The sequence below is a fragment of the Candidatus Hydrogenedentota bacterium genome (genome assembly GCA_019695095.1).
Classification (GTDB): Bacteria; Hydrogenedentota; Hydrogenedentia; order Hydrogenedentales; family SLHB01; genus JAIBAQ01.
In genome coordinates, this window is the sequence record JAIBAQ010000006.1 from 29,226 (window position 1) to 54,995 (window position 25,770).

A 25,770-nucleotide genomic window follows, 5' to 3' on the forward strand; every position below is an offset into this window, starting at 1 on the left:
CTGATGGGCGCTCCCTATAATGGCCCGATAAGGAGTACCCGCCATGACATCTAGATGTAGCCTCGCTCTGCTTATAGTGCTTTCCGCAGCATGCGCCGTCTGCGGTTTGGCGCATGCCCAGGATGAAGCCTTGATGACCCCGACGAATCTGCTCTGCGAATACCGCGTTAACCCGATGGGGATCGACGCGACGCCACCGCGCTTGAGCTGGACACTGCAGTCCGACCGGCGAGGGGCAAAGCAGACCGCCTACCAGATTCTGGTGGCGTCTACGGAAGAGGGGCTTTCAAAGGATCAGGGCGACCTGTGGGACAGCGGAAAGGTCGCGTCGCCGAGTGGGACGTTGCAGCCGTTTGGCGGGGCGGCGTTGCAGTCGCGGCAGCGCTGCTTTTGGAAGGTGCGCGTGTGGGACGAGAACGATCGCGTTGGAGCTTGGAGCGAGCCTGCGCGCTGGAGCATGGGGCTGTTGAACGCCGCCGACTGGCAATGCTCGTATATCAAGTTCAACGAAGCGGACGGGGATCCGAATTGTCCGTGGATGCGGAAGACGTTCACGCTGGACTACCAGCCCTCCGACGCGCGCGTGTATGTGAACACGCTCGGATACTACGAGTTGTACATCAACGGCGCCAAGATCGACGAAAATCCGATGACGCCCGCGCCAACGCAATTTTCGAAGCGGTCGTACTACCTCGTTCATGACGTCGCGAAGTACTTGAAGCCGGGAAAGAACTGCATCGGGCTCTGGATCTCGCGTGGATGGTTTGCGCCGGGTCTCTTTGGCGTCACACACAATGGGCCTATCGCGCGCGCACAGCTTGAAATCGGAGGACCGGACGGACAGAAACAGACGATTGGCACCGGGGCCGATTGGAAGACGCGGATGAGCAGCATTACCGTGCTTGGGAAGGGCAGTAGCGGGCATTACGGCGGCGAGAAGGTGGAGATGGTGAAATATGAGCCGGCATGGGCAACGCCGGATTACGACGACAGTGCGTGGCTCGCTGTGCAAGTTGTGAACGATGTACCCGAGCATACGGTGTGCGCGCAGCGCGTGGGGCCGAACCGCGTGAGGAAGTCGTTTGCGCCGCGCGTCATCCGCCCCTTCGGCGAGAAGACGTGGCTCATCGATTTCGGCACCTGCCTGACGGGATCGTTCGATATTCGATTTGTGGCGCCCAAAGCGGGCGAGGAGGTCGCGTTCGACTTCTACGACAGCATCGCGAATGAAAACGATCTGCACAACTTCAGCCAGCGCGACGTGTACGTGAGCGACGGAAAAACCGAAGGACATTTCGCCACGCACTTCAACTATCACGCTTATCGTTACGCGCGTGTGACGGGTATCGAGACTCCGCCGCGCGAGGAAGATGTTACGGCGGGGTTGATCTACTCCGAGCACGAGCCGCTGACTACGTTTGCGTGCTCCAATCCGCTGCTGACCGATATCCACGACATGATCTTCTACACGTTCCAGTGCTTGAGCCTTGGCGGGAATCTCGTTGACTGCCCGCACATCGAGAGGCTGGGATACGGCGGCGACGGTCACGCGAGCACGCCTTCCATGCTGACAATGTACAACTCTGGAGCGATGTATACCGGCTGGCTGGAACACTGGCAGGATTGTCAGCGCGAAGACGGCGATATGCCTCATACGGCGCCCAATACGGAGAACGCGGGCGGCGGTCCGTTCTGGTGCGCGTTCATCATCGGCGCGTCGCGGCACGTGGCGACGTTGTACAACGATCATCGCATCCTGGAATCGAACTATCCGGCAATGCAGCGCTGGCTGGACGGGTATGTAGAGAGCCGGTGCAAGGACGATCTTCTAATGGGCTGGGAGAACAAACCCTATCGCAATTGGTACTTGGGCGATTGGGCGCAGCCCGGACGCCTTGAGAAAGAACGCGAGAAGTCCACGCATCTCGTGAACAACTGCGTGCGAATCATGTGTTACGACTACATGGCGAGCATCGCCACGGAGTTGGGCAAAGCGGACGATGCCAAGCGCTACAAGGTCAAGGCCGACGCGTTGCGGCCCAAGGTTCACGCCAAGTTCTACGACGAAGCCAACGGCACCTATGCCGACGACACGCAGATCGATCTTGCGTATGCCCTGTTGGTCGACGTTGTTCCCGAGAATCTGCGCGGGCAGATGCTCAAGCGTCTTGAGGATGACATTGTCGTGAAACGGCAGGGGCACCTGGATGTCGGACTGGTCGGAATCCCGATTCTTGTCGCATGCGCGTTGAAATACGACCGGAGCGACCTGATTTTCACGGTGCTGAATCAGGACACCTTCCCGGGTTACGGCCACATGTTGAAGAACGGCGCAACGACAACGTGGGAGCATTGGGACGGAGACCGTTCGCTTATTCACAATTGCTACAACGGCATCGGCGTGTGGTTCTATCGCGGCCTGGCGGGCATTCTGCCCGACGCGGAGGCCGGCTTCGTGCGGCCCACCTTGCGACCGGCCATCGTTGGAGATCTGACCTGGGCACAGGCCCGCCAAGAGACGGTTGCGGGAACATTCGCCAGCCATTGGCGAGTCGAGCAGGGAAACCTGGTTTGGAACATCGAGGTTCCGCCCGGCGTCGAGTCTGCAACCGTGATGGTCCCCGCGAGCAAGGCGGACGCCGTGCAGGAATCGGGCAAACCGGCAGCGGAGAGCGAAGGGGTCAGCGCCAAGGGAATGCAAGGAGCGTACGCGGTTTTCGAAGTGAAGTCGGGAAAGTACGAGTTCACCGCGCCACGGTAGTGACAGGTTTCGCGAATGACACAGGCCATAGGACGAATCGGTCGGATCCGATTGATCCGTCCCATCGAGGATCTAATTCCGTGAATCGCAGACAATTCATGCAAGCAGCCGCTGTGGCCGCGAGTGCAGTCGTAACCATGAAAGGGGAAGCGGTCATGCGATCATCTCCTGAGTTTGCGGAGTACCAGAAGAAGCGCCGCGAGGAGTTATGGTCGCTGCTGGGTGATCTGCCGGAGAAGCGTCCGCCAACGGCGAGACTGCTCTCTACGGAGCGCGGCAATGGGTTCACGCTTGAGCATCTTGTACTGGACCTCAACGGCATTCAACCGGTCCCGGCACTCATGCTGATTCCGGATCGCATCCAGAAGCCCGCGCCAGCGGTGCAATACATCCATTGGCACGGCGGCGACTACTTCGTGGGTAAGCAAGAACTGTTGAAGGGCACGAGCGCGATGCAGGCGTATGCGCCGGTGTACGCCGAGAAGGGCATTGTGGCGCTGGCCATCGACAGTTGGTGCTTCGGCGAGCGTGCGCCGTACCCGAACGAGGGGAGCCGTGGCGAGAGCGACACCTTCAAGGAAATGCTGTGGAAGGGCCAGGTCCTTTTCGGGATGATGATGTTCGACGAATGGCAGGCGCTCAATTACCTGTGCACGCGGCCCGAAGTCGACACGAACCGAATCGGCAGTTTCGGGATTTCGATGGGGTCGACCAAATCGTGGTGGCTTGCCGCGATCGACGAACGCATTAAAGTCTGCATCGACCTTTGTTGCTTGACCGATTACGAAGCGTTGATCGCCGCAAAGGGGCTGTCGCACCACAGCATTTACTACTACGTGCCAAGCCTTTTGAAACACTTTCAGACCCACGAGATCAACGAACTCATCGTGCCGCGTCCGCGGCTAAGCCTGGACGGCAGGCAAGACACGCTTACGCCACCGCAGGGCGTCGAACGCATCCGCGATTACTTGCTGCCGCTTTATCGCGAGTACGGCAAGGAAGAAGACTGCCGTATCGAACTCTTCGATTGCGGACACAAGGAACTGCCGGAAATGCGCACGATTATTCTGGAATGGTTGGACAAGTACTTGGTAGATGCGCGCGGATAGAATTATCCCGAATGCAGTCCGTAGAACTCTTCGAGGACTATCTGTAGGCGTCTTTTCGATTTTCGAGCGACACGATGGAGACGACTTTGGTTTCCTCGCTAACAACGTAGAATAACCGGTAGTCGCCAAGGCGGTATCTCCAAGTGACCGGATCGTATCCGCGAAGCCTCTTGATATTGCCGCCGAAGTAGGGCTGCTTCCTGAGTTGTGGATATACGCGCGCCTTGAGCGTTGCTTCAAGCCGATTCCTGGTGGTTGAATCAAGCCGTTTCATGCAACGCGTGAACTCATCGGTCTCGAAAATCCTGAAGCTAGTCAACAAAACGACCCCTACCCATTTGGGCGTCGCGATACCCTTTCTTCAGGCTCCGATTCAAAGCGGGGTTGCTTACGATTTCACCCATCTCAAATTCGTCCACAAACTCACTATCCTCGATGTAGCGCTTTGCGGCTGTTTCTATGAAGTTCGATAGAGGACGATTGTCGTCCTTGGCCATTTGTCGAAACAGTCGGTACGTTTCGTCATCGAGTCGCAACGTAACGGTCTTCGGCATAGAGACACCTCGCATGAATACATTCGAACATATTCCTAGATAAAAGAATACGTGTTTCTTCATCCGTCGTCAAGGACCGCTAGCTGAGCTGCATCCGTCTCGATGACGGTTTCAAAGATCGCTGTTTGAAAGAAAACGCCGTCGTTATTCGTGTCGCATGTCCCGCGAAGCACTCGATTTGCGGCCGGCGGCGGTGCGCAATACGAGGAAGCGTGCGACTGCAAAGGATACAATGAACAAAACTGGGCTCTCGCGCGACTTATCTTCTGAAGTATGAGCAAGCAGGAACACATAGCCAACGATTTGCTGGTTCTGCGGGCGCAGGACGGCGATGCAGGCGCAATGGAACAGCTTGTGGATGCGTGGCAATCGCGGTTGTGGGCATTTGCACGGGTGTTGACGCGAGATGATGCGGAAGCCTGGGACGTGCTGCAAGAAGCCTGGCTGGCCGTGGTGAGCGGCTTGCGGCACTTGCACGACCCCTCGCGGTTTCGTCCGTGGATTTTTCGAATTGTGCGGCACAAAGCCACCGACCGGATACGCATGCGGCAACGCCAGCGCAGACTCGAAAGCGAACAGATGGAGCGGGTTGCGAGTGAGAGAACCTATGCAGACACCGATATGCGCGACATGCTGGGCGCGCTGCCCGATCAGAGCGGCAGTCTTCTGGCGCTCCATTATCTCGAAGGCTTCGACTACGAGGAACTCGCCGCGATACTCGAGGTGCCACTCGGCACCGTGAAGTCGCGCCTGTATAAGGCAAGGCAAGACCTCAAAACCATGTTGGAACAGGGCCATGGATGAATTCGATCGACATATTCGCGAAAGGCTGATGACAATGCCTCCCGCTTGGGAAAGCCGTACATCCGATGTTAAGGAAAGGGTAAAAGCCATGTACGAGGAAAAGAGAAAGAAAGCGGCTACGTGGACGTGGATTGGCACGGCAATCGGCATCGCCCTGCTGCTGCTAGGCGTGGTTGCGCTCATCATCGGTCTCGTTGAAGGCAACGCGTCTGTCACGGTAATTGGCGCCATGATGTTTCTCTTTGGCGACGGATGGATGACCGGAAGCAAGCTGCTTTATTGGACGTGGAACACGCGATTCCAGCTCGAACGCGACATCAAAGAGGTTCACGTGGACGTATTGAGCGTGCTCGAGCGAATCGAACGCCTCGAACATGCCGCGACTGCGAAGACCGCTCCGAACGGCAACTAGTCCGCACTTCCACGCACAGCATCGCGGCGTTGCATCGCAAACGCACATCCTCCAGAATGGGCGCCGTAATCCGAAATACAGCTGACTAAAGGCGACCCTATCCATGAAGAAGACCGCTGTGACGTTAGTCTGCTTTATCTTCGTGTTGACGCCCCGGGGGGATTCACAAACAACGTCACTCTCGGGAGAGCTTCGGAAGTGGCGGCCGGTGACGCTTACATTTCACGGACCGGATACCTCCGAAACCGCAGCGCAGAATCCGTTCGCGGACTATCGGTTGACAGTCCGCTTCTCGCATGAAGGCCGGACCGTTGCCGTGCCCGGGTTCTTTGCCGCGGACGGCGATGCCGCGGAATCGGGCGCGGAAAGCGGTAGTGTGTGGAAGGCGATCTTCGTTCCGGACGAACAAGGGAAGTGGGAGTACGTCGCCGAATTCAGAACTGCCCCTGGAATAGCTGTGGCATCCGAAGACGAGAAGGGGCAACCTGCCGATTTTGATGGCACGACTGGTTCATTCGAGGTAGGCCCGATCGACAAGAACGCACCGGGATTCCTTGCTAAGGGGATGTTATGCAATTTAGGATCGCGGTACCCGCAATTCGTCGAGACGAAAGAGTACTTCATTAAAGGCGGGGCCGACAGTCCGGAAAATGTCTTGGCGTTTGCCGATTTCGATGGGACGACGCCCACGCACCGGTTCGATCCGCACGCAGGCGATTGGAAAGAAGGCGATCCCACTTGGCGAGGAGGCAAGGGCAAGAACCTGATCGGCGCGTTGAATTATCTCGCGTCGAAGGGTGTCAATTCGGTCTACTTCCTGACGATGAACGTGGGCGGGGACGGCAACGATGTGTGGCCCTGGGCCGGCGCAACCGACCGCAGTCGTTTCGACTGCAGCAAACTGGACCAGTGGGAGATCGTATTCTCGCACATGGATCGTCTGGGGCTGATGCTGCACGTGGTTCAGCAGGAACAGGAAAACGATCAGCTTCTGGACGGCGGCGATCTCGGGCCGGAACGCAGGCTCTACTACCGCGAACTTGTTGCGCGGTTTGCGCATCATCCCGCGCTTGTGTGGAACCTTGGCGAAGAGAACACAAACACCGATGAGCAACGCAAGGCGTTCGCCGAGTACACTCGGTCGCTCGATCCCTACGATCATCCCATCGTTGTGCACACGTATCCGAGCGAATACGAGAACATCTATCGTCCACTGCTGGGCTTCGCCGCCATCGACGGGCCGTCGCTTCAGATTGCCAACATGAAAACGACCCACGACGAAACATTAAAGTGGGTAAGCGAATCCGCGCGGTCAGGGCACCCGTGGATGGTGTGTCTTGACGAAATCGGTCCGCCCGATATCGGCGTCAAGCCGGATTCAGAGGATCCCGCGCACGACGATGTGCGGCGTTTTGCGCTGTGGGGAAATCTTATGGCGGGCGGCGCAGGTTGCGAGTGGTTCTTTCAACCGGACGTTGGGTGCGAAGATTGGCGTTCGCGCGACGCGATGTGGGACCTCACGCGGATTGCCTTGACCTTTTTTCAACGCGACATTCCCTTCGTGGAGATGGAAGCGCACGACGAGTTAGTCCACGGCGGCAACGCGTGGTGCCTTGCGAAACCGGGCGACGTGTACGCCGTCTACGCGGCGACGCCGGCCGAATGCCGCATCAAGCTCGCGCCGGGTGAATACGATCTCTTCTGGTACGATCCCCGAAAAGGCGGCGCACTTCAAAAGGGCGGCGTAATCCGGGGCGGGGAGTCTCGAGAACTCGGGACTCCTCCCGCAGACGGCGACAAAGACTGGGCCGCGGTGATACGCTCGAAGAGGCGGTAAAGCTCCTTACTTGCCAGGTTCGAGCGTTTGCGTCTTGACCCAATCCGCCAGCAGTTGAGCTGCCGGAGTCGTATTGCCCCCTTCGCGCACAACCGTTCCCAGATCCTGTGCGCGAATCAGGCGGCGCGCGATTTCGTCTTTGGCTTGTTGTTCCGGGGATAGTTCAGGCTTTGCCAGCGAGGGCGCGAAGGCAACAACGTCCCACTCTTGATATCCGAAGCTTAGCGCGTGGTTCATCACCCAACGATACGATCGCCCGTACTGGTCCGGAGTATCCGCGTCTGCTTCGATGGGAATCGCAACGACGACGAGGTCCACACCTATCCCGCGTATGGCCTTCGCGTCTTCTTCCAGTTGCGGCACGGTCTTTCCGTCAGTCTGCCACGGCGTTACGACTAGACTCGCTGACGGGAAGCTGCTCCGCAGCGCGTCGGCGATGAGCGCATCATAGGGCGGCATTGCGTACACGCGAACGGGCTTGCCTTCCTTCAGCAGGGCCAATGTCTTGGGGATTGCGGGAAACGGCGAGGGCTCGTCGCTCAATGACACCGGCTTGCCGGTGATGGTCTCGGCCATCATCTCCGCGAAGTACTTGTGTCCATCCATGTTGGGATGGATTTCATCGCTCATGAGGAAACCGAAGGCGCCTGCATCCTGTTCGCGCACCTTTTGAAATCCTGCGTAGCACTCCGCGACCGGCGCATTCTGCTTCTTGGCGACGTCATGCAGCGCGGCGATGTAGTCCTCCAGTTTCGAGCTTGGGCGCGACTCCGTATCGAAGACGGCGTTGGGCGTGCAGAGCAAGACTTCCGAACCGACGGCCCTGCACTTTTCGATAATCGTAGAGAGGTTGTTCGCGTAGTCTTCTTTGGCAACCCGGGTGATATCGTTCAAGCCGAACATGACGGTTACGAGGTGCGGCTTGTGAGCCAGCACATCCTTATCGATGCGGGCAAGCCCGTCCACGGTTGTATGGCCGCTGACGCCCGCGTTGATGACCTCAACCTTTGCGGAGGGATACAGGCGTTTCAGCGCGATCCCGAGCATGTCCGCATAGGCCCGCCGCCCGCCCGTGTGGTAGTAGACGCCGGTCACGCTGTCACCAAAGCACACAATGCGGACAGGCTCGACGCCTTGGTTGAGCATGTCCACGATCTTCGGGAACGCGGCCGGTTGAGTAGTTTGTCCCAGTGCCAACGGAGATGCCGCCACCATCGCCAGGAGCGCGGCGAGAACGCGTACCTCGAATCTCATGGAAATGTCCCCCCTGTTGGAAAAGCCGTGATTGAACCGGCAACTCAGAACGTTACCTCATTGAGTTGGCTGAGGAACGAGAGTTCCCAGACAAGTATCTTGTAAGCGGAATATACGCAGAACACGCTGTAGATTGCGATCATTATCGCCATGACCGCCTTCACGGGCGGAGTCATCCTTTGCGATCTCCATACCAATGGAAGCGCAAAGGGACCTATCGCGAGGAAGGCAAGAAGCAGAATAGAGACCGGATGGTAGTACCACGATTCGCCAACTCGCTGTCGTTTGCCGCAATAGGGGCAGAAGGCATACGCCGGATTGATGAACGCTCGGCACGAATAGCACCCCACGCTTCGCGGCGTGTGTTCCAGCGGGGGCGGCTGTGCGCCCGATTGTGGAGTCACCTCGTTCGACATACGGCATACCCTCCTAAGGCGCTTCTACGGAAGCATCGTTCCCTTGTCGAGATGCCGGGTAATGGATGCGTACGTGGACGCTTTGGGGTCGTGCGTCACCATGATGATAGTCTTGCCGAAGTCCTGATTCAGCTTACGGAGGATCGTCATCACGTCCTCGGCGGAGTGCGCGTCGAGATCCCCGGTCGGCTCATCCGCGAGGATCATGTCGGGATCGGCGATTAGTGCCCGCGCGATGGCCACGCGCTGCTCTTGTCCGCCCGACAGTTGGCGCGGGTAGTGGTCCATGCGATCGCCAAGGCCGACAATGCCGAGGGCGGTGCGCACGTTGGCTTCGCGCTCGCGTCTCGTCAGACTGGTCAAGAGAAGCGGCATTTCGACGTTTTCGAACGCGGTCAGCACGGGGATCAAGTTGAACGATTGAAAGATGAAGCCGATGTGCATGTTCCGCCACGCCGACAATTCATCTTCCGAAAGCGATTGGATGTCGTAACCCAGCACACGGCACGTGCCGCTGGTCGCGCGGTCGATGCCCGCGAGTATGTACAGCAGCGTGGACTTGCCCGAACCGGAGGGGCCCATCAGGCACACGAACTCTCCCTGGTGGACATCGAGGTCTACATGGTCCAGCGCAATCACGTCTGTGCCGCCGTGCTCGAAAACCTTGCACAGGTTCCGCACGTGAACGATGGGCTCTCCCGTTAACGGCTGCATACTGTTATTGTTCTCGTCTCATGAGGCGGCCGCGACACGGGCCTCTTCTTTCAAGTTTTTCGGCGGAGACACGATGAGCGTCTCGTCGCCCGTAAGCCCTTCGGCAACCGAAACGCCCTTCTCGCCCGACAACCCGAGCGTCACGCGTTTGGAGCGTGCCATGCCGTTCTCAATCACGAACACGGTCGTCTCCGAACCGTTTTGCACGACCGCGGACTTGGGAATCCATAGCCGCACACCGGCTTTCGCAGCGGATTCCTCAGGTTCAGCGTCGCCCAGGAACGTCACCCGCGCGTTCAATTCCGGACGTATCAGGTCGTCCGGGTCCTTCACGCGGACCTTCACTTGAATCGAGCCTTTTTGGCGATCGCCTTGAGGCGCAATCTCGTCGACTTCGCCCGCGTAGGCCTTCTCGGGATTGATGTCGAGACGAACCGTTGCCGCCTGCCCCGGCTTCACCTTTGGCAGCTCCGATTCGTTGAGATCGACTTCGACCTGAAGGTCCTTAATATCTGCCATGGTGACGACGGAGTTCTTGGCGCCGCGCGTCCCGCCGAAGTTGGTATTCGTGACCAACTCGCCCACATCGGCGAGCTTTTCCAGAATCGTGCCGCTGATGGGGGCGTGTATGACCGTATAGCCTAGCTCTGTCTTCGTCAATTCCAGATTCGCCTCGGCTTCGCGCAACTGGGCCTCGGCCGCCTCGATCTGTTCTTTGCGCGTGCCTATCTTCAGCAGCTCGGCGGTGCTGCGGCGCGAATCCAAATCCGCCGCCGCCACATCGCGCGCGGCGCGAGCCCGGTCCAGCTCTTGCTTGGAAACGGCGCCCTGCTTTACCAAGGCTTCAAGTCGCTGAAGGTCCAGGTCCGCGCTCTTGAGCGATGCCTGAGCGGATGCGACCGCCGCATTCGCCGCTTGAATCTCCTGCGGGCGCGATCCCGCGCGCAGTTCCGCCAACCGCGCGCGCAATGTCGCCACCTGCGATTCGGCCGACAACACGCGCGCCTTGAAATCATCATCCTCGATACGAATGAGAACGTCGCCTGCGTTCACGTAATCGCCTCGGCGGATGTTCATCTCCACGATGCGCCCCATGATTTTCGAGCTGACTTCAACGTTGTGTCTTGGCACCACGTAGCCGCTCGCCGTCACCAGCGCCGGTCCCTGTCCAGGAACCACCGTTTCCTTTTCCACTCGCGCAGTCTGCACGGATACAGCGGCGTTCATCTGGCGAAATCCGCCATATGCAATCAGTACCGCCAGGACTGGCAAGACGATCCAGCGCAATCGGCCCCTACGGCGCACCGGCGACTTCCGGCCTTTATCAATCCGCAATTGGGACAACTGGTCTTCAAGATTCGGCTGTGTCATATCACGTTTGTACCTGTTGGAGTCACGCTCCAGTTCAAGGTTTCTACCTCAACGGCAGCCTTCAAAACAATTTCCTCGATAGTTCGCATTTCCCGTTGCCGATCAGACTTGCCTCAAAGCGGCCAGCACCGGTTGCTTCGATGCCGACCACGCCGGAGGGAAGCCGCCTGCGAGGCCCATGATAGCCGCGAACAGCATGCCTTTCATCATGAGCGAAGGAGTGATCGTAAAGTAAAACAGGACTTCGCTGAACGAATCGAAGTTTGTCGTGCCCGTGGCCAATCCATTGATAGGAAGCGCCATGACGCAGCCCAGTGCCCCGCCGATTAGCGCCAAACATACGGACTCCAAGAGGAAGCTCGCGAGCACGGCCGTTGGGGTGAATCCGAGAATACGCAACGTGCCGATTTCTCGCACGCGGTTCGCCACATTTGCGTACATCGTATTCATCCCGGCGAAACACGCGCCAATCGCCATGGTCATCGCCAGAAACGAGGCGAAGGCTTGTACCGGCCTCGCGGTCTTCGTTTGTTCCGCGTAGTATTCGACTTCATCCTTGGCTTTGAGCTTAAGCCGAGGGTCGCTATCCATATATTCGCGGATACGGCCAATCGCGTCGCGATCGATCGCCCGCGCCACGACGCTGCTGTAGTTCGCGCGATCGAACTCTTGCATCACTTCGCGCACGTCGCCCCACACCTCCGATTCGTAGGCGGTGCCTTCGGCCTCGAACAGGCCGACTACCGTGAATGTACCCCGCCCCAGCCGAGGCTGGTCGCCCAATCCAAATCCTTGAAAGCGTTGCGACACCGCCCGCGCCACGATGACTTCTCGCATGCCCGGCATCAATGCGCGTCCTTCTACTATCTTAAGTGCGGGCCGCATCGTGTACACCTGCGGATCGACGCCTCGTATAAGGATGTTGGATGTCTTGCCGTCGAGACGCGGCTTATTGACCAGCGTGATGACCTCCGGGGGCGCGAGGGGTTCTCCCCTCGCGTCGCGCGCAATGCCCGGCGCATTTCGGACTATCTCGTACTGCTGTTTGAGAATTTCACTTTGCGCTTCCGACTGTGCGCCCGAACGCAATATTACGACGTTCAGGGGGTGCCCCGTTTTCGTCAGGGCCCGGTTGATGCCTTCCGCGAGCGACATGGTGATCACGAACGTCGCCACGACCATGCCGAAGGTCGCGGCGGTCAGGCAGGTGCTTTTCCAGCGGACGACCAGGTAGCGCAAGTTGTATCGAATTGGCACCAGCATGGCTAATCCAGCCGCCGCATCGCGTGGGTGATGGTCAGGTTCACCGCTTGCCAGGCAGGAAGGAACCCCGAGAGGAGTCCGATGGCAAGGCCTGAGCCGATCACGGCGGCATAGGTCGTCAGGGCTGGCTCGAATCGCGTGATGAATCCCTGGGTAATGCCGGTAAGGTCGACCAGACGCAGGGACTCGCCCATCCCCACGCCCAACACGACCCCGACGAGCGAGATGAACATGGCTTCGCCAACGACGAGAATCAGTATGGTTTGCCGTGAAAACCCGATGGTCTTGAGGATGGCGACTTCGCGCATGCGCTCGCGCACGGTCATTGCCATGGTACTCACCGCGACGAGCAGCATCGTGAAGACAACGACGCTCGCAACCGAACCGATGATGGTCTGTATGTTTCCGAGCATGGCAACGAATCCAAGCACAAATGCCTTTTCCGTTTCCGTCTTCGTCTCGTTGGGCGAATTGCGGAACATCTCGTCGATGGTCTGTTCGATGACGGGCACGGACGCCATATCGCGCGCTTTTACGCTGAAGGCTCCGGAAATAGCCGGATTACCCATTGCCTCGTTCAGGTAGTCGAAATGGAAGTACATAGACTCCTGCGACAACGGATCGTAGAACGTGCCGACGAGCAGTAGATCAAGGTCCACCGGAAAGATGGTGCCTTGCAGCACGATGCGATCGCCGACCTTCCATTGGTACCGTTCGGCCAGTTTTGTACTCGCCACGCAGGCGGTGCGGTCGCCGATAAAGGCCGCTTTCTCCTCGGGACTGATGATCTGTTCGGTGTAGATATTGAAGATCTCTTTGGGATCGACGGCGAAATTCGCGAACAGGTAGTTGGGGTCCTTGTAGATGCCATTGAACCATTGCAGGGTGGAGACGTGTTCGACGCCCGGCACCCGCTTGATCTTGTCTCGGTATGCCAACGGCAAGATGTCGGCGATGGACGTCGCGGGGGCCACAATCAGGCGCAACGCACTATCCGCGTCGCTCACGGGATTCAGTAATTGCTCCATGAACGTGAGGAGCGCCATCAACAGAAAGAGCGAGAAGCCGATGCTGAGCATCGTCAGCCCGGTACGCCGCTTGTTGCGCAGTGCGTTCTTCCAGATGAATCGCCGTAACGTCACGGGAAAGTCCTTGATGCGGAATTACACCGAATAGACGCGTTACGCTACCACGCCGCCGCAACGCCCGTCCATTCTCACTTCATTGGCAGATAGTACGGACTATTCCGTCTGCGTCCACAAACCGTACACGTTGGCCTTCTCCGGCTCGCTCGCTTCTTTGTATGCATTCATAACACGCTCGAAGCCCTGGCAAATCTTCATCGCGGTATCCACATAGAGCTGATCCGCCGCGGCCCGGCGCGAGTCTTCGATCGGAGTAATCTTTCCGTCGGCGATTAGCCGTTGCCGGTCCACAATCGCCGTCACGGCATCCGCTGCAAGCTGCGCATGACGTCCCTCGTAGGTTTCGCCCAAGCCTTTAGCTTCGAGAGTTTTCGCGAGCGACGTCACCCGTTTTACCAACGCCACACCCGGTTGTGGCTCGCACGGCCTCGAAGCCACGCACTTCCCGTCGATGTAGATCCGCAGGTCGCCCGCGGCATCCCATGTCGCGGCAACAGTCGTCATCTTCTCCGCGGGAATCGCGACATCCGTGGACAACGTGCCGCTGCACGTGATCAACCGCAGCTTACGGTCGGCCCCGATATCGAGCAGGTATCCATTGTCCGACCCGACAGGAATCTTGTCGACGAGCCGTGCACTCATCTGGAAACCCTCATCTGCGGTTACCACAAGGAATATCGACCCACGATTGGCCAGACTGAGTTTTGCGTTGTGGGGCGTCTCCAGCCATCCATGTCCGGTGAAGTTGGCGCATCCGCGAATCCAGTCGAAGCCTGGTTCGGGGTCGATGGCGTATCCAACGGACTTCACAGAACCCTCCATCTTCAGGGCGAAATTCTGCCCAACCCAGTTCTTGAAGTGGCCGCTCTCGCCATACTCAAAGGTCCACGCGCATATAGGTTTCAGCGCATCGGCGGGGAGGGGAAGAGGTTCCCTACGCGCTGTCTTAAGTTGCTCCGCAGTCAATGCTTCTTCATAGATTCGCACCTGCCAAATCTTACCCACAAACTTGTTCCCGCCTTGGCTGTCTGCGCCAATCCGGAGAGGCAGCGTGTTCGTGCCCGACATCTTCAGCGCCTGCGCCAACGCATCCTGATCCAACAGCGCGACTGCCCGCTTAGGCGGTTTGCTGGACACTGCGCCAAGGGCCGCGCCGCCAAGCGCGACATCGACGAACGCCGTATCCGGCAGTTGATCGTAGGCCAATCGAATCGCCTGCCCATCAAATGCCGTCCACGCCTTGCCGTTCACATTCACCGCGGTCACCGGACCCTGGCCTGTCGTTGTGAAGTACAACAGCTTCGTGCCAAACCGAATCGGGAACTTCTGTTCCAGCCGCGTGATACCGGAGGGGATGTGCGGGTAGACGGTCAACGCATCGGCTTTGTAGACGTATTCGAACAGGCCGCGAATCAGTGCTGCCATCGGCCCGAGCGAATCGTAACAGAGGTTCGTCATTTCCTTGGGTTGATAGACTGCGTTACCGAAATCCACGAGCGGATTGTCGAGGCGGAAATCGCGCGCGAAGGTCATCATGTGCTTCATCGAGCGGCGCGCGTCTTCGTACTTGCCCAGCCGGTAGTAGCCCATGATCATCCGCGCCTCGCACGTCGACCAGTGTCCGCCGTTGACCCAGGTTCCGTGCTGCCACAGCCACGAAGTCGGCTCCTCGTACATATCGTCCAAGCCGGGTTCATTGGCGATGATGATGTCATGCCGCCTCAGAAGGGGTATCGAGGCAATCTTGTCATAGATCTTCGCGGCCTGCGCGTCGTCCACGACACGAAACGCAATCGCGTCATGATTCGGCGATGCCTCGAAGTATCCGTGCTTTGCCGCGCCATACACGCCGTGCTTCGTGCCGTCGGGGTCAAGCGACTTAATGAAGTAGCCCTCGTCAGTCGTCAGCAGCTTCAGTCCTTCCCTGGCCCGGTCGCGCCGCTCCGCATACAATGCCGCCTTGTCTGCCGCACCGGCGAGCTTTTCCACTTCAATCAACCGATCGAGCGCGGCGATGTACGTGATGGAGAGACCGGTCAGGTATGCCTTGTCGTAGGAGCCGTCCGGCTTTTTCCAGCCCGCGTAGCTTGGCGCAAGCAGGTTGCCTGCCGGACCGGCAAGAAACAGGTTGTTGCTTGGGTCGCGCCGCGTCTCGATGAAGTTCGCGCTGCGCTCAAGCAACGGCACGTAATGAGCTATTGCCTTTGCGTCCCGGCTGATGAGCAGCAGTTCCGACTGCATCAGGACGCCCGCCGCCGTGAATTCCATACCCCAGTCGTGAATGTCGGTGCGTCCGTCGCCTTGTTTGTAGACAATCCACCCCGGGGAGGCGGCATCACACAGGCAACCATCCGGTGCGACCCAGTCTTTATACCCCTTGCGCTGGCCGTCGCCCATTTGGCTGAACCAGAGGTCGTGCGAGTTTTGCAGGAAGGTGACGAACGGCTCCTCAAAGAACGGCAACGCGCAATACGTCGTGCCGTAGCTGTTTTGTATCCACCATGCGCCCCACGTTGGCCCTTCCACCAAACCGTTCCAGGAGGGCATGTACAACATGGTCAAGTTTTGAAACTCGGGATCGGCCGTAAACATGCGCCGCGCGATATCCAAGAGTTGAACGTATTCGACGTCCCCCTCGCCGGAATAGTATGGCCCCGAGAACGTCTGTGACGGCGCATCTTGCGCCGAAGCCGCCGGGGCACACCATGGCGCCATCGCCACCAATGTCAACACTGCGATCGTGTTCACGCACTTCATCGTGATCTCCCCCCTCAATGCCCTCTTCGGACTGCACACTTCATGGCTTCGTATCGGAATCGGGAACCGTCTTGATCAGCCACACTTCCGCGACTTGGCATCCCCGACCGGAACTGCCGCGGCCCGGCGTTTGCGTCCACGTTAATGTGAGTTTGCCGTCGGCTGTGGCGGCCTTCGGAACAGCGAATTCCACGGGCTCGATTGGCTGCTTCTTGTCGAGGAATGGATGCACCTCGATGTCCTCATCGGCCACCAGCCGCATCTGCGTGTCGAACTTGTCGCCCGCGTACACGGCCCGGACCTTGTACTCGGCATTTGGATCAAGGTTGTCGTACTGCATCACGAGTGGCGCTTCAAATCGCGTCTCCGCATCGCTGAACCACGAATAGCGCCTGTCCGCGGGGGCGTCCTCGTATCCCAGCAGCGGGTTCGCGCGGTTTTCAGGGTCAAACTCCGTAGTCATCGCGCGCACGAGATGCGGCTGGTTGAGCGGATCGCCCAGGTCATCGTAGAAACCGCCCGGACCCGGATCTGTCCACTCCGCAATGCAGCGCAGCGCTTCGAGCCGGTCGCGCTCGGTGGGCAAGGCCCGTACCGCGGCGAACCGCGACGCAAGCCACAACCGGTTGTTCAGCGGGCGGTCAATCAGATCGAAATTCGCGCCCCGCCCGACGTCGATGGCCTTGTATCTCGGCACGCTGAGCTGCATGTGGATGCTCTGATAGAGGGCTTCGGCCATGTCGCTTACGCGCCCGCGTAAATCCTGGCCGACGGGTTCCAACACGGCGCGATCGAGAATGCGGGCGGCCTCGTCCATCGCCAGTTGCGATCCGATTGCCTCCGCGCGCCGCAGCACGTCCATGGCTTGCGCTTCCAGCGCCGTTTCGTTAATGAGACGGCGGCGAACATACGCGTCGTAGTAAGCGCGATAGAGAATTTGTTGGAACCGCCAGTTCAGCAAGATCTGCGGCGGCACGTTGCGTTCCAGCGTCTGCACTTGTTGCAGGGTAGTATCCACGCCGGTGTTGGAAAGTAGCGGCCCTTGCCAGTTCTTTTCCAACGACATCAGTGCGTGCGCTATATCGTTTTCGAATTGCGCGCCGACAAAGTAGCGGCCATATTGCCGCAGGATATCGAATACGGCCGCATCGGGATCCCAACCCAACGCGCTCCAAAGCATCTTGTTGCAGTCGTCGTTGACGCCTTCCGAATAGGTGAGGAAGCCGCAGGTATATGGGTTGCTCCACCGGAAGATGTCCGCATACGCCTGAGGGCGCGGATTGATGACCTCCCGGTCCTGGGTAAGCTTGTATGCCGTGTCCCAGTCCTGCACGGCGTATTGACACGAATACGTGTGCGTGATGTCGGGATAATGCCGGATGGGATACTGTTCGGGAACGGCAGCGCGAAAGTCCGGGAAGCTCATGCGATTTTGTGGCGCAAAAACAACTCCGGTAAGCCACGCGGGTTTGTCCTTCTGCAGAATGCCCAGGAACTCGTCCATCCATTCCTTGGTGAACCCTTGCGGCGACACCCACATCTGCGCCTTCGGATGCGACCGGTGCAGCACTTCCGTTTCTTTCTCCAACAGCTCCATCAGCACCTTCGGCTGCGTGTGCCCGGGGTCGCCGCCCGGAACGAAGACCGCGTCGAGCCGCGGCAACTTCTCGAATACCTCCCCCCACTCCGCCAACGCGCGTTTCACGGTTGCCGCATCCGAGTAGTCTTTCTCCATCGCGGGATACCAGAGCCACACGTCGAGGCCGTAATCGCCGGCGATCTGCGAGGTGCGCGCGATCATATCGATCTGCGGCAGCGAAAAGTGCGGACTGTAATCGTCGTCGTCGCTTTTGGGCGGCATCATTTCGATGGCATTGGTGCCAAACACGGCCATGTCGCGGATGTACTGTTCCCACATCGGAACGGTCCACGCATCGTACGTGTTCACTTTCGGGCGATACCCGAATTGATGTCCGCGCAATGCCGTCTTGGGAGCGGTGGCAATCGAGAGCGATGCCGCCAGTTTTGCGGAGCCGCGCGACAAATCCAGCTCGCGCAAGAGCCGTCCAACACCGAAGAGTGCTCCGCGCGGATCGGCGCCTACCACCATCACGCCATTCCCCGTGGCGCGAAGCACGAACCCCTCGGGTCCGGGCGGCACAGCCTCCTTGATAGCGGCACTCATCGGCCCGGCCAACCCGGCAAGCGACGCGCTTGTCCCCACGGCGATTACGGGTTTCGAGCCTTCTGGCCAAGCGTTCTGTATCGTCCAATGAAGCGTTGTGCGCTTTTCGACTTCATCCACGAGCATCTCCGCCGCTTTCTGCTCGGGGCGCGCTGCTCCGTCCGGCAGCACGATGACCGCATTGCTCAAATCGGCCAAGGACTCGGCCTGCGCGCGACTTTCCGGCGCAAGCAGTGCCAATGCCGCGCACAAGCCCAGCGCGATCCTTTTCCCTCGTTTGCTGAAGCACGGTCGCATGATGTCATCCTCGCGTTGTTGGAGTCTGGTTGCCGCCCACGGAACAAATCCATGATGACATGGCCCCGGAGCTTGTTCCAGTGTTATTCGCCAATCGGCGAACCGTTGCGGACCTGCGCGCGCATGCGTAATGGAAATAAGAACGACGGATTCCCTGCGGTTCTTGTCTCCTTACATCGAAGGGGTTTTGTCTCCTTAGTCCGGCGCGGCATAGCCGCAACCAAAGTGACTCAACCACCGATAAACTCCAACGATTTGACCCGATACTCCAGAGCGCTGCAAGCGCGAAATACTCCAGCCTGGGGTGAGATTCGCGTCAACGACGCGAATCGAAACCCCAGGTACCCGCCCCGCCCAACGAGCGCCCTGTCAGGGCGCAAGCAACACGCCGCGGTCATCGACCGCGTCGCTACCGGCGCCGCGTTTCGCATAGGAGGCTCATGCAGTGTCTTTTGCGTTTGGGCTCACGCCGCGCCCGTACATTGAACGTCAGTCGCGAACTTTGTAGCGCCAGGTCTCCGCCGGCACACCTGTCGGCACGCCGGGTGTGCCCGGCGTTTGCTAGAGAATCTTCGCGCGCAGTTGGTACTATGGACCCTTCACTTAAGGGGGTACATCATGGTCCGTTCGGCATCTTTCGCGGCGGTTGTTATGGGGTTGGTCTTGAACATGGCGGCGCATGCAGCCAGCGTGACGAACCTTCGGTGCGAATTCCTTCAAGACCCGCTGGGGCTCGACACGAAACAGCCGCGGTTAAGCTGGGTAATCGACAGCAAGGCGTCCGGCGCGGCGCAGTCGGCCTATCGCGTTCTGGTTGCCAGCGACCCCCAGAGACTGCGCGCGGACTCTGGCGACAGGTGGGATTCGGGCAAGGTGGCCAGCGACCAGAGTCAGTTGGTCGCGTATGCGGGGAAGCCGTTGCAGGCCCGGGATGTCTGCTGGTGGAAAGTGAAGATCTGGGATCAGGATGGCCGCGAATCGGCCTGGAGCAAGCCCGCGCGCTGGACCATGGGTCCGGATTGGGCGCAAGAGGCCAAGTGGATTGGCTGCGATTGGATGCGCGATGGCGGACCGCTGCCGTGGCTGCGCAAGACATTCGACCTGCCGTCGAAGCCTGCGCGCGCGGAAATCAGCGTGTGCGCCCTGGGTTACTTCGAACTCTATGTAAACGGGAAGAAGGTCAGCGATGACGTGTTGTGTCCGGCAACGTCGGACTACTCAAAGCGCGGGCTATACCTCACGTATGACGTTGCCCGCATGCTCAAGCCGGGGAAGAACTGCCTGGGGCTGTGGCTGGGCCGGGGTTGGGCCAAACTGATTCTGGATAAGGTGGGACCGGATGGTCCCATGGTGCGCGCGCAGTTGGACTTGGCGTTCGCTTCCGGCGAGACGGCCCGGGTTGTCACAGACGAGTCGTGGAAGGTGCACAAGAGTTGTATCACGCCCATCGACACGCTTCAGAGCAACCATTATGGCGGCGAAGGCTACGACGCGCGTTTGGAGATGGATGACTGGAATCAGACGGGCCTAGACGATAGTCAGTGGGGTGCTGCTACGGTGTTCGCGCCGACGACCCCGGTGATTGCGGCGCAGCCCGTCGAACCCAACCGAATCATTGGGAAGATTAAGCCGGTGTCTATCGTGCCGCACGGCACGGGGTATCTCGTCGACATGGGCCGGAACTACACGGGTTGGTTCAAGATCAAGTTCCCTGGCCTCAAAGAAGGACAGGAAGTCCACATGCAGTTTGCCGACAAGCGGTTTCCCGACGGCAAATTCCAGACCTATAGCCAGCGCGACACCTACATCGGGCGCGCGGAAGGCAACCGCACATTCTGCAACCGCTTCAATTACCACGCGTTTCGGTATGCAATCATTGACGGCGTCGCGAGTGCGCCAAAGCTTACGGATATCGTCGGACTGCCCATCAGCACGGATTACGAAAGGACCGCGGATTTCGAATGCTCCAATCCACTGCTCAACACCATCTACGACACGACGGTTTGGACGTACCGCTGCCTGAGCTTGGGCGGCTACACCGTTGACTGTCCGCATCGCGAGCGGCTTGGGTATGGCGGCGATTCGGGCACGTCCATGGAAATGGGGATGACCAATTTCGCGCTGGCGCCGTTCTACAACAAGTGGGCGGCCGATTGGCGCGATTCGCAGAATGAAGCAGGCGATGTGCCCTACACGGCGCCCCATGCGCAGGACGCGGGCGGCGGCCCGGTGTGGAGCGGCTTCTGCGTCACGATGCCGTGGCAGGTCTATGTTCAGTACGGCGACCGCCGTATCCTGGAGCAATCGTATCCGACCATGCAGAAGTGGCTTGCCTTCATCGACACGAAGTTCAAGGACGGAATCCTGCAGCCTTATGTTGGCATTGGTTGCAGCATGCCGGAGTGGAACTTCCTGGGCGACTGGGTGCCGCCTGGCCGCAAGCAAGGCAGCGAAGGCCGCGTGGACGAGCGATCCACACTCTTCTTCAACAACTGCTATCTGGTTCACTGCCTGCAAATCGCATCCAAGGTAGCCGCGCTGATGAATGATGACGCCAATGCCCGTGCCTACAACGAGAAGGCAACGGCGCTGGCCGCGCGCATCCACGAACAGTTCCTGAATCCGGGCGAGGCCACCTATGTCAACAGGGAACAGCCCTATCTCGCGATGCCGCTGCTGTTCAACATCACGCCGGAACCTCTGCGCGCTCAGGTGTTGTCGAACCTCGCGCAGGATATTCTCGTCACGCACAAGGGGCATCTGAATTCCGGTATGCACGGCACGTATTACATGACGAAGTATCTCATGCAAAACGGCCGCAACGATCTCGTGTACTCCATGGTGTCACAAGACACGTACCCCAGTTGGGGCTTCATGCTCAAGAACGGCGCCACGACGATCTGGGAAGAATGGGACGGCGACAATTCGCACATTCACAACACGCTCATCTCGATTGGCATGTGGTTTATTCAGGGGCTTGGCGGCATACGCTGGGACGAAAACGAACCCGGCTACAAGAACATCATTATCAATCCCGGTGTTGTGGACGGGCTTGACTATGTGAAGAGCAGTCAACGATCCCCGTACGGACAGATCGTCAGCAATTGGGCCAGAAAGGGCGATCAAATCGAATTCGACATCACCGTGCCGGCGAACAGCCGTGCCACAATCGTGCTGCCCAACAGCGAGACGATCAAAGTGGGCGCGGGCAAGCACACGTTCCGGAGGTAATTGACACCTCTGCTAAAAGGTAGCGATTCCCCGCATAAAATGGACTATAATGCGGCTGGCAGTCCTGGAGTCGGAGTTGCCAGTTCTATAACACCCAGCGTGCCCACGTGAAAGGAAGGGTGTTCTTGAGGGGTTTTGCCTATACTGCCCGATCTGTGCATCGCCCGCGCAATAGGGAGTTGCTATATCTTTCGCGCGTCTCTGTCATGCTCGCGCAAGTGCTCGTTTTTGTCGCGCAGAGTCTGGCTCAACCCACGGCATCGGGCGATAACCTCGATGACGTCACCCTTCAACTGAAGTGGAAGCATCAGTTTCAGTTTGCGGGATTCTACGCGGCCATCGAGAAGGGTTTCTATCGCGAAGCAGGCTTGAACGTAACCTTGCGCGAGGCCGAATCCAGCGAAGGTTCTGTAAAGAACGTGTTGTCCGGAGAAGCGCAATTTGGTGTGGCCTCATCCGAACTGGTTGTGATGCGCGCCGAGGGTAAGCCTGTCGTGGCCCTTGCGCCTATCTTTCAGCACTCCCCGCTGATTCTTCTTGTGCTCCGGGATTCCGGAATCGAGAACCTGCACGAACTCTCCGGCAAGCGCATCATGCTCGAACCACAGGAAGCGGAACTCTACGCGTATTTCGAATCGGAAGGTATCTCGCTGTCGAAATTGATCGTCGTGCCCAACACCTTCGACGCCGCCGATCTGATTGCCGGGAAAGTCGATGCCATGTCGGCCTACTCGACGGACGAGCCATTCCGACTAAGGGAAGCGGGAAAAGAGTACCTGGTGTTCAATCCGCGCGCGGGGGGCATCGATTTCTACGGCGACACACTTTTCACGTCGGAAGACCAGATTCAGCGGGATCCCGATCGGGTGCGCAGGTTTCTGGACGCCTCTCTCAAAGGATGGGATTACGCACTTCATCACAGCGATGAGATTATTGAACTCATCCTGGCGAAATACAGCACGCGCCACAGCCGCGAACACCTGCAATTCGAGGCTGAAGCAGCAAGAAGACTGATAGAACCGGATTTGGTGGAAATCGGTTACGTGAATCCCGGCCGCTGGCGCAGCATTGCCGAAACTTACGCGCGTCATGGGATGATGCCGGCCAACGCCTCGCTGCAAGGATTCCTGTACGAACGGTCTCCCAGTATCATTCCGAAGTGGATGACCACGGCGCTGATCGCTTCGATCATTGCTACCGTCGTCGTGCTCATAATTGCCATCTATCTGTTCAATCTGTACCGGATTATTCGCAAGCAAAAGGAACTGCTTCAAGCGGCCGTCGATGATATCAAGATCCTGCGCGGCATCATTCCGGTCTGCTCCTACTGCAAGAAGATTCGAGACGACAAGGGTGCGTGGCAAGGGATGGAAGAGTACATTACCGAACATTCCCATGTGCTTTTCAGCCACGGAATCTGCAGCGATTGCATGACGAAGGAATTTGGCGTTTCCCACCGCCCCGATATTCGCCCCAAGCAGGGTTAGGGGATCGCTTACTCGCCCCGCGCGTATTTCCTCAAGGCGTGCACGTTCTCCGGGGGTGTGTCGGCGGGGACTTCGCAGCCCGCGCTGACGATATACCGCGCGCCCGCTTCTTCGTGGCATTTCGCGATGGCGGCGCGAATCGCTTCGGGTGTACTGTCTCGCAACGCACGGACCGGGTCGATGTTGCCGAGCAACACTTGATTAGGACCCATCGCGGCGCGCCCCGCCGCGATTGACGGATAGTAGTCGAGGTCGACAATGTCGCAGCCCAGGCGCCCCATGCCCTCCAGAATCGGCGTGGTGTCTCCGCAAATGTGAAGGCGCACCTTTGTCCCCAAGGCGTGCAATGCGTCCACCATTCTTTTTTCGTACGACCAAACGTATTCTTCATATAGGGCGGGACCAATCAACGACGCTGCCGCATCGCCCACGCCAATAATGTCAACGCCCGCATCGACCTGCGCCTTCGCGAACTGCAATTCCATTTCCAGCACGAATTCGAAGAGATCCTTCACGAAGGCGGGGTCTTCAAAGAAGTCCGTCATGAGTGTATTGATGCCGCGCAAGTCAGCCGCTTCGGCTACCGGACCTTCAATCCACCCCTCGACGAGTTTGTCCTTGCCTACCTTCTCGCGCAGCAACGCCGCGCCCATCACGCGATCGTGCATGCGTCCGCCACCGAGGGGGTCCGGCATTTGAAGGCGCGCGAGCGCCGTCTTGTCGTGCAGCAGGGCGTTGGCCTCATTTACGGCAGGGGGTTGATCCTCGAAGTAGTGGATGTCCGCGCCGCAATCGGCGGCTTCGCGGGCCGGGTCGGAGATACACGACACGAAGTCGAAATCGAAGTCTTCTGCCACTCGAATCTGCGTTTCCGCGAGCACGCGGTAGTACGACGCATACCGCCCGTAGGCGACGCCGGCGTGTTTCGCGGCAAACATCATCGTAATCGGCATAAGCGGCAAACTGTCGGTGGGTTGCCCGGCTATCGTCGCAAGTACACGTTCGCGTCCGTTCATGATTCAATCCCCCTTCGCTCGACATCATAGCATGAGAGAGCGTTAAGTACGCCGCATCGATTCAGCGAAGCCGGCAACTAATCTGCCTCTCTGTTCACGTCCATGAGGTAGGCGCCGGCCCAGCGCGCCGCCGAGGAACCGGGCGCTTTCTGGAGAAGCAACCGCGCGGTGGCGCGAGCCTCGTCCGGGCGGTGCAGGTGGTTGATGCAAATTAACGCGGCACGGTGCGCGGCCAGCGCCCAGTCTGGCACATCCTGCGGAAACCTGCGCATGATTTCCCGGTACAGGGCATACGCTTCGTCCAGACGACCTTCGGACTCGAGCGCCACGGCTGCGGCCTTGATTGCGTGCGGTGAAGAAGGATGCGCGCGATCGATTTCCTGAAACAACCGAACGGCCTCATCGGTCATGCCCCTTCCCGCCATCGTTCGCGCGCGGTCCATCTTGAACGCGGCTTCCGAGCGCGACATCGCACTTTTGGAGGGTTGCGGTTCGCCGCCGCGTTTCGCGATCTCGGTTAGCAGGTAATCCGCGCTTTCGGGTTCATCGAAATGGTTTTGGAGAAGATCGGCAAGAAGATGCGCGGATGGCTTCCACTCGGCCGTGTTGTCACGGTTGATGCGCATGATTTCGCGCAGTAGATCCGCGGCCTCCTGATGACGCTGCTTACGCATCAACAATACCGCGGCATCGAACAAAGGCCGCGTGGACTGCGGATACTGGCGATAGAAACGCTTGTACGCCTGGACCGCACCATCGACATCGCCGGTCGTTACAAGGCGCTCCGCTTCGGCGCACACGGACGGTATAGGAGACGCGGGGCGATCTCCGCTGAGTGCCGCGGTGAAGCTGTGCGCGAATCCCGCGGCAACGAGATACCCCAGTATCATCACGGGAATGGCTCCGCCCGCCAAGCCGGCCATCGTGAGCGACAATTGTTCGGTTGCAGACCACGAGCCGTCGGTGAGTTGCGTTATTACGCCGCACGCAAGCACAGCCAGCGCATGTATGACCAAGGCTCCTACCAGCAACATGACGGACTCGAATGCGCGCAATGCGCCGACGGTGTTGGGCCCTCGGCGAACGAGAATCCACACGGCGCCGACTGCCAACGCAGCATCCACACAGAATAGAACTATCAAGCCGATGCCCATCGC

The 25,770-nt window shown here is 58.9% G+C and carries 19 protein-coding genes; 7 read left to right on the forward strand and 12 right to left on the reverse strand.

What is annotated here, in order from left to right; translation table 11 throughout:
* Positions 1-43: 43 nt before the first annotated feature.
* Both K1Y02_02055 and K1Y02_02060 read left to right on the forward strand, forming a co-directional pair.
* Entirely contained in the window at positions 44-2,761 is a 2,718-nt protein-coding gene (locus K1Y02_02055; GenBank protein ID MBX7255117.1) for a glycoside hydrolase family 78 protein, read from the forward strand.
* 155 nt (positions 2,762-2,916) lie between these two features.
* A complete protein-coding gene (locus K1Y02_02060; GenBank protein ID MBX7255118.1) occupies positions 2,917-3,870 on the forward strand; it encodes an alpha/beta hydrolase family protein in 954 nt (317 codons plus the stop codon).
* A 37-nt stretch (positions 3,871-3,907) separates the two neighbouring features.
* Here the strand turns inward: K1Y02_02060 and K1Y02_02065 are convergent, their stop codons facing one another.
* Both K1Y02_02065 and K1Y02_02070 read right to left on the reverse strand, forming a co-directional pair.
* Positions 3,908-4,189, reverse strand: a complete 282-nt coding sequence (locus K1Y02_02065) for a type II toxin-antitoxin system RelE/ParE family toxin (protein ID MBX7255119.1) — start codon at positions 4,187-4,189, stop codon at positions 3,908-3,910.
* Complete coding sequence (locus tag K1Y02_02070; protein MBX7255120.1) at positions 4,182-4,424, reverse strand: ribbon-helix-helix protein, CopG family; 243 nt, start codon at positions 4,422-4,424, stop codon at positions 4,182-4,184. The genes K1Y02_02065 and K1Y02_02070 overlap by 8 nt, the downstream gene beginning before the upstream one ends.
* Before the next feature lie 273 nt (positions 4,425-4,697).
* Here K1Y02_02070 and K1Y02_02075 point away from each other — a divergent pair, with 273 nt between their 5' ends.
* The 3 genes from K1Y02_02075 to K1Y02_02085 all read left to right on the forward strand — a co-directional run bounded on the left by K1Y02_02075 (position 4,698) and on the right by K1Y02_02085 (position 7,477).
* Complete coding sequence (locus K1Y02_02075; protein MBX7255121.1) at positions 4,698-5,228, forward strand: sigma-70 family RNA polymerase sigma factor; 531 nt, start codon at positions 4,698-4,700, stop codon at positions 5,226-5,228.
* An 88-nt stretch (positions 5,229-5,316) separates the two neighbouring features.
* Complete coding sequence (locus K1Y02_02080; GenBank protein ID MBX7255122.1) at positions 5,317-5,640, forward strand: hypothetical protein; 324 nt, start codon at positions 5,317-5,319, stop codon at positions 5,638-5,640.
* Positions 5,641-5,743: 103 nt separating this feature from the next.
* A complete protein-coding gene (locus K1Y02_02085; protein MBX7255123.1) occupies positions 5,744-7,477 on the forward strand; it encodes a DUF5060 domain-containing protein in 1,734 nt (577 codons plus the stop codon).
* Positions 7,478-7,483: 6 nt separating this feature from the next.
* On the opposite strand, the gene K1Y02_02090 is transcribed toward K1Y02_02085, so the two are convergent.
* The 8 genes from K1Y02_02090 to K1Y02_02125 all read right to left on the reverse strand — a co-directional run bounded on the left by K1Y02_02090 (position 7,484) and on the right by K1Y02_02125 (position 18,822).
* Positions 7,484-8,731 carry an SGNH/GDSL hydrolase family protein gene (locus K1Y02_02090; GenBank protein ID MBX7255124.1) on the reverse strand — a complete coding sequence of 416 codons (1,248 nt, stop codon included), beginning with the start codon at positions 8,729-8,731 and terminating at the stop codon, positions 7,484-7,486.
* Positions 8,732-8,775: 44 nt separating this feature from the next.
* A complete protein-coding gene (locus K1Y02_02095) occupies positions 8,776-9,147 on the reverse strand; it encodes a hypothetical protein (protein ID MBX7255125.1) in 372 nt (123 codons plus the stop codon).
* A 24-nt stretch (positions 9,148-9,171) separates the two neighbouring features.
* The gene (locus tag K1Y02_02100; protein ID MBX7255126.1) at positions 9,172-9,861 is read right to left on the reverse strand and encodes an ABC transporter ATP-binding protein; all 690 of its coding nucleotides are present in this window, start codon (positions 9,859-9,861) and stop codon (positions 9,172-9,174) included.
* An 18-nt stretch (positions 9,862-9,879) separates the two neighbouring features.
* The gene (locus K1Y02_02105; protein MBX7255127.1) at positions 9,880-11,232 is read right to left on the reverse strand and encodes an efflux RND transporter periplasmic adaptor subunit; all 1,353 of its coding nucleotides are present in this window, start codon (positions 11,230-11,232) and stop codon (positions 9,880-9,882) included.
* A 102-nt stretch (positions 11,233-11,334) separates the two neighbouring features.
* Entirely contained in the window at positions 11,335-12,495 is a 1,161-nt protein-coding gene (locus tag K1Y02_02110) for an ABC transporter permease (GenBank protein MBX7255128.1), read from the reverse strand.
* Between the two features lie 2 nt (positions 12,496-12,497).
* Positions 12,498-13,637 carry an ABC transporter permease gene (locus K1Y02_02115; GenBank protein MBX7255129.1) on the reverse strand — a complete coding sequence of 380 codons (1,140 nt, stop codon included), beginning with the start codon at positions 13,635-13,637 and terminating at the stop codon, positions 12,498-12,500.
* 99 nt (positions 13,638-13,736) lie between these two features.
* The gene (locus K1Y02_02120) at positions 13,737-16,397 is read right to left on the reverse strand and encodes a hypothetical protein (GenBank protein ID MBX7255130.1); all 2,661 of its coding nucleotides are present in this window, start codon (positions 16,395-16,397) and stop codon (positions 13,737-13,739) included.
* Positions 16,398-16,437: 40 nt separating this feature from the next.
* Entirely contained in the window at positions 16,438-18,822 is a 2,385-nt protein-coding gene (locus K1Y02_02125; protein MBX7255131.1) for a hypothetical protein, read from the reverse strand.
* Between the two features lie 675 nt (positions 18,823-19,497).
* Here K1Y02_02125 and K1Y02_02130 point away from each other — a divergent pair.
* Complete coding sequence (locus K1Y02_02130; GenBank protein ID MBX7255132.1) at positions 19,498-22,110, forward strand: glycoside hydrolase family 78 protein; 2,613 nt, start codon at positions 19,498-19,500, stop codon at positions 22,108-22,110.
* A 206-nt stretch (positions 22,111-22,316) separates the two neighbouring features.
* A complete protein-coding gene (locus K1Y02_02135; GenBank protein ID MBX7255133.1) occupies positions 22,317-23,597 on the forward strand; it encodes an ABC transporter substrate-binding protein in 1,281 nt (426 codons plus the stop codon).
* A gap of 8 nt (positions 23,598-23,605) precedes the next feature.
* On the opposite strand, the gene K1Y02_02140 is transcribed toward K1Y02_02135, so the two are convergent.
* A complete protein-coding gene (locus tag K1Y02_02140) occupies positions 23,606-24,613 on the reverse strand; it encodes a uroporphyrinogen decarboxylase family protein (protein ID MBX7255134.1) in 1,008 nt (335 codons plus the stop codon).
* A gap of 77 nt (positions 24,614-24,690) precedes the next feature.
* Positions 24,691-25,767, reverse strand: coding sequence for a tetratricopeptide repeat protein (locus K1Y02_02145; protein MBX7255135.1), 1,077 nt, complete (start codon positions 25,765-25,767; stop codon positions 24,691-24,693).
* Positions 25,768-25,770 lie beyond the last annotated feature (3 nt).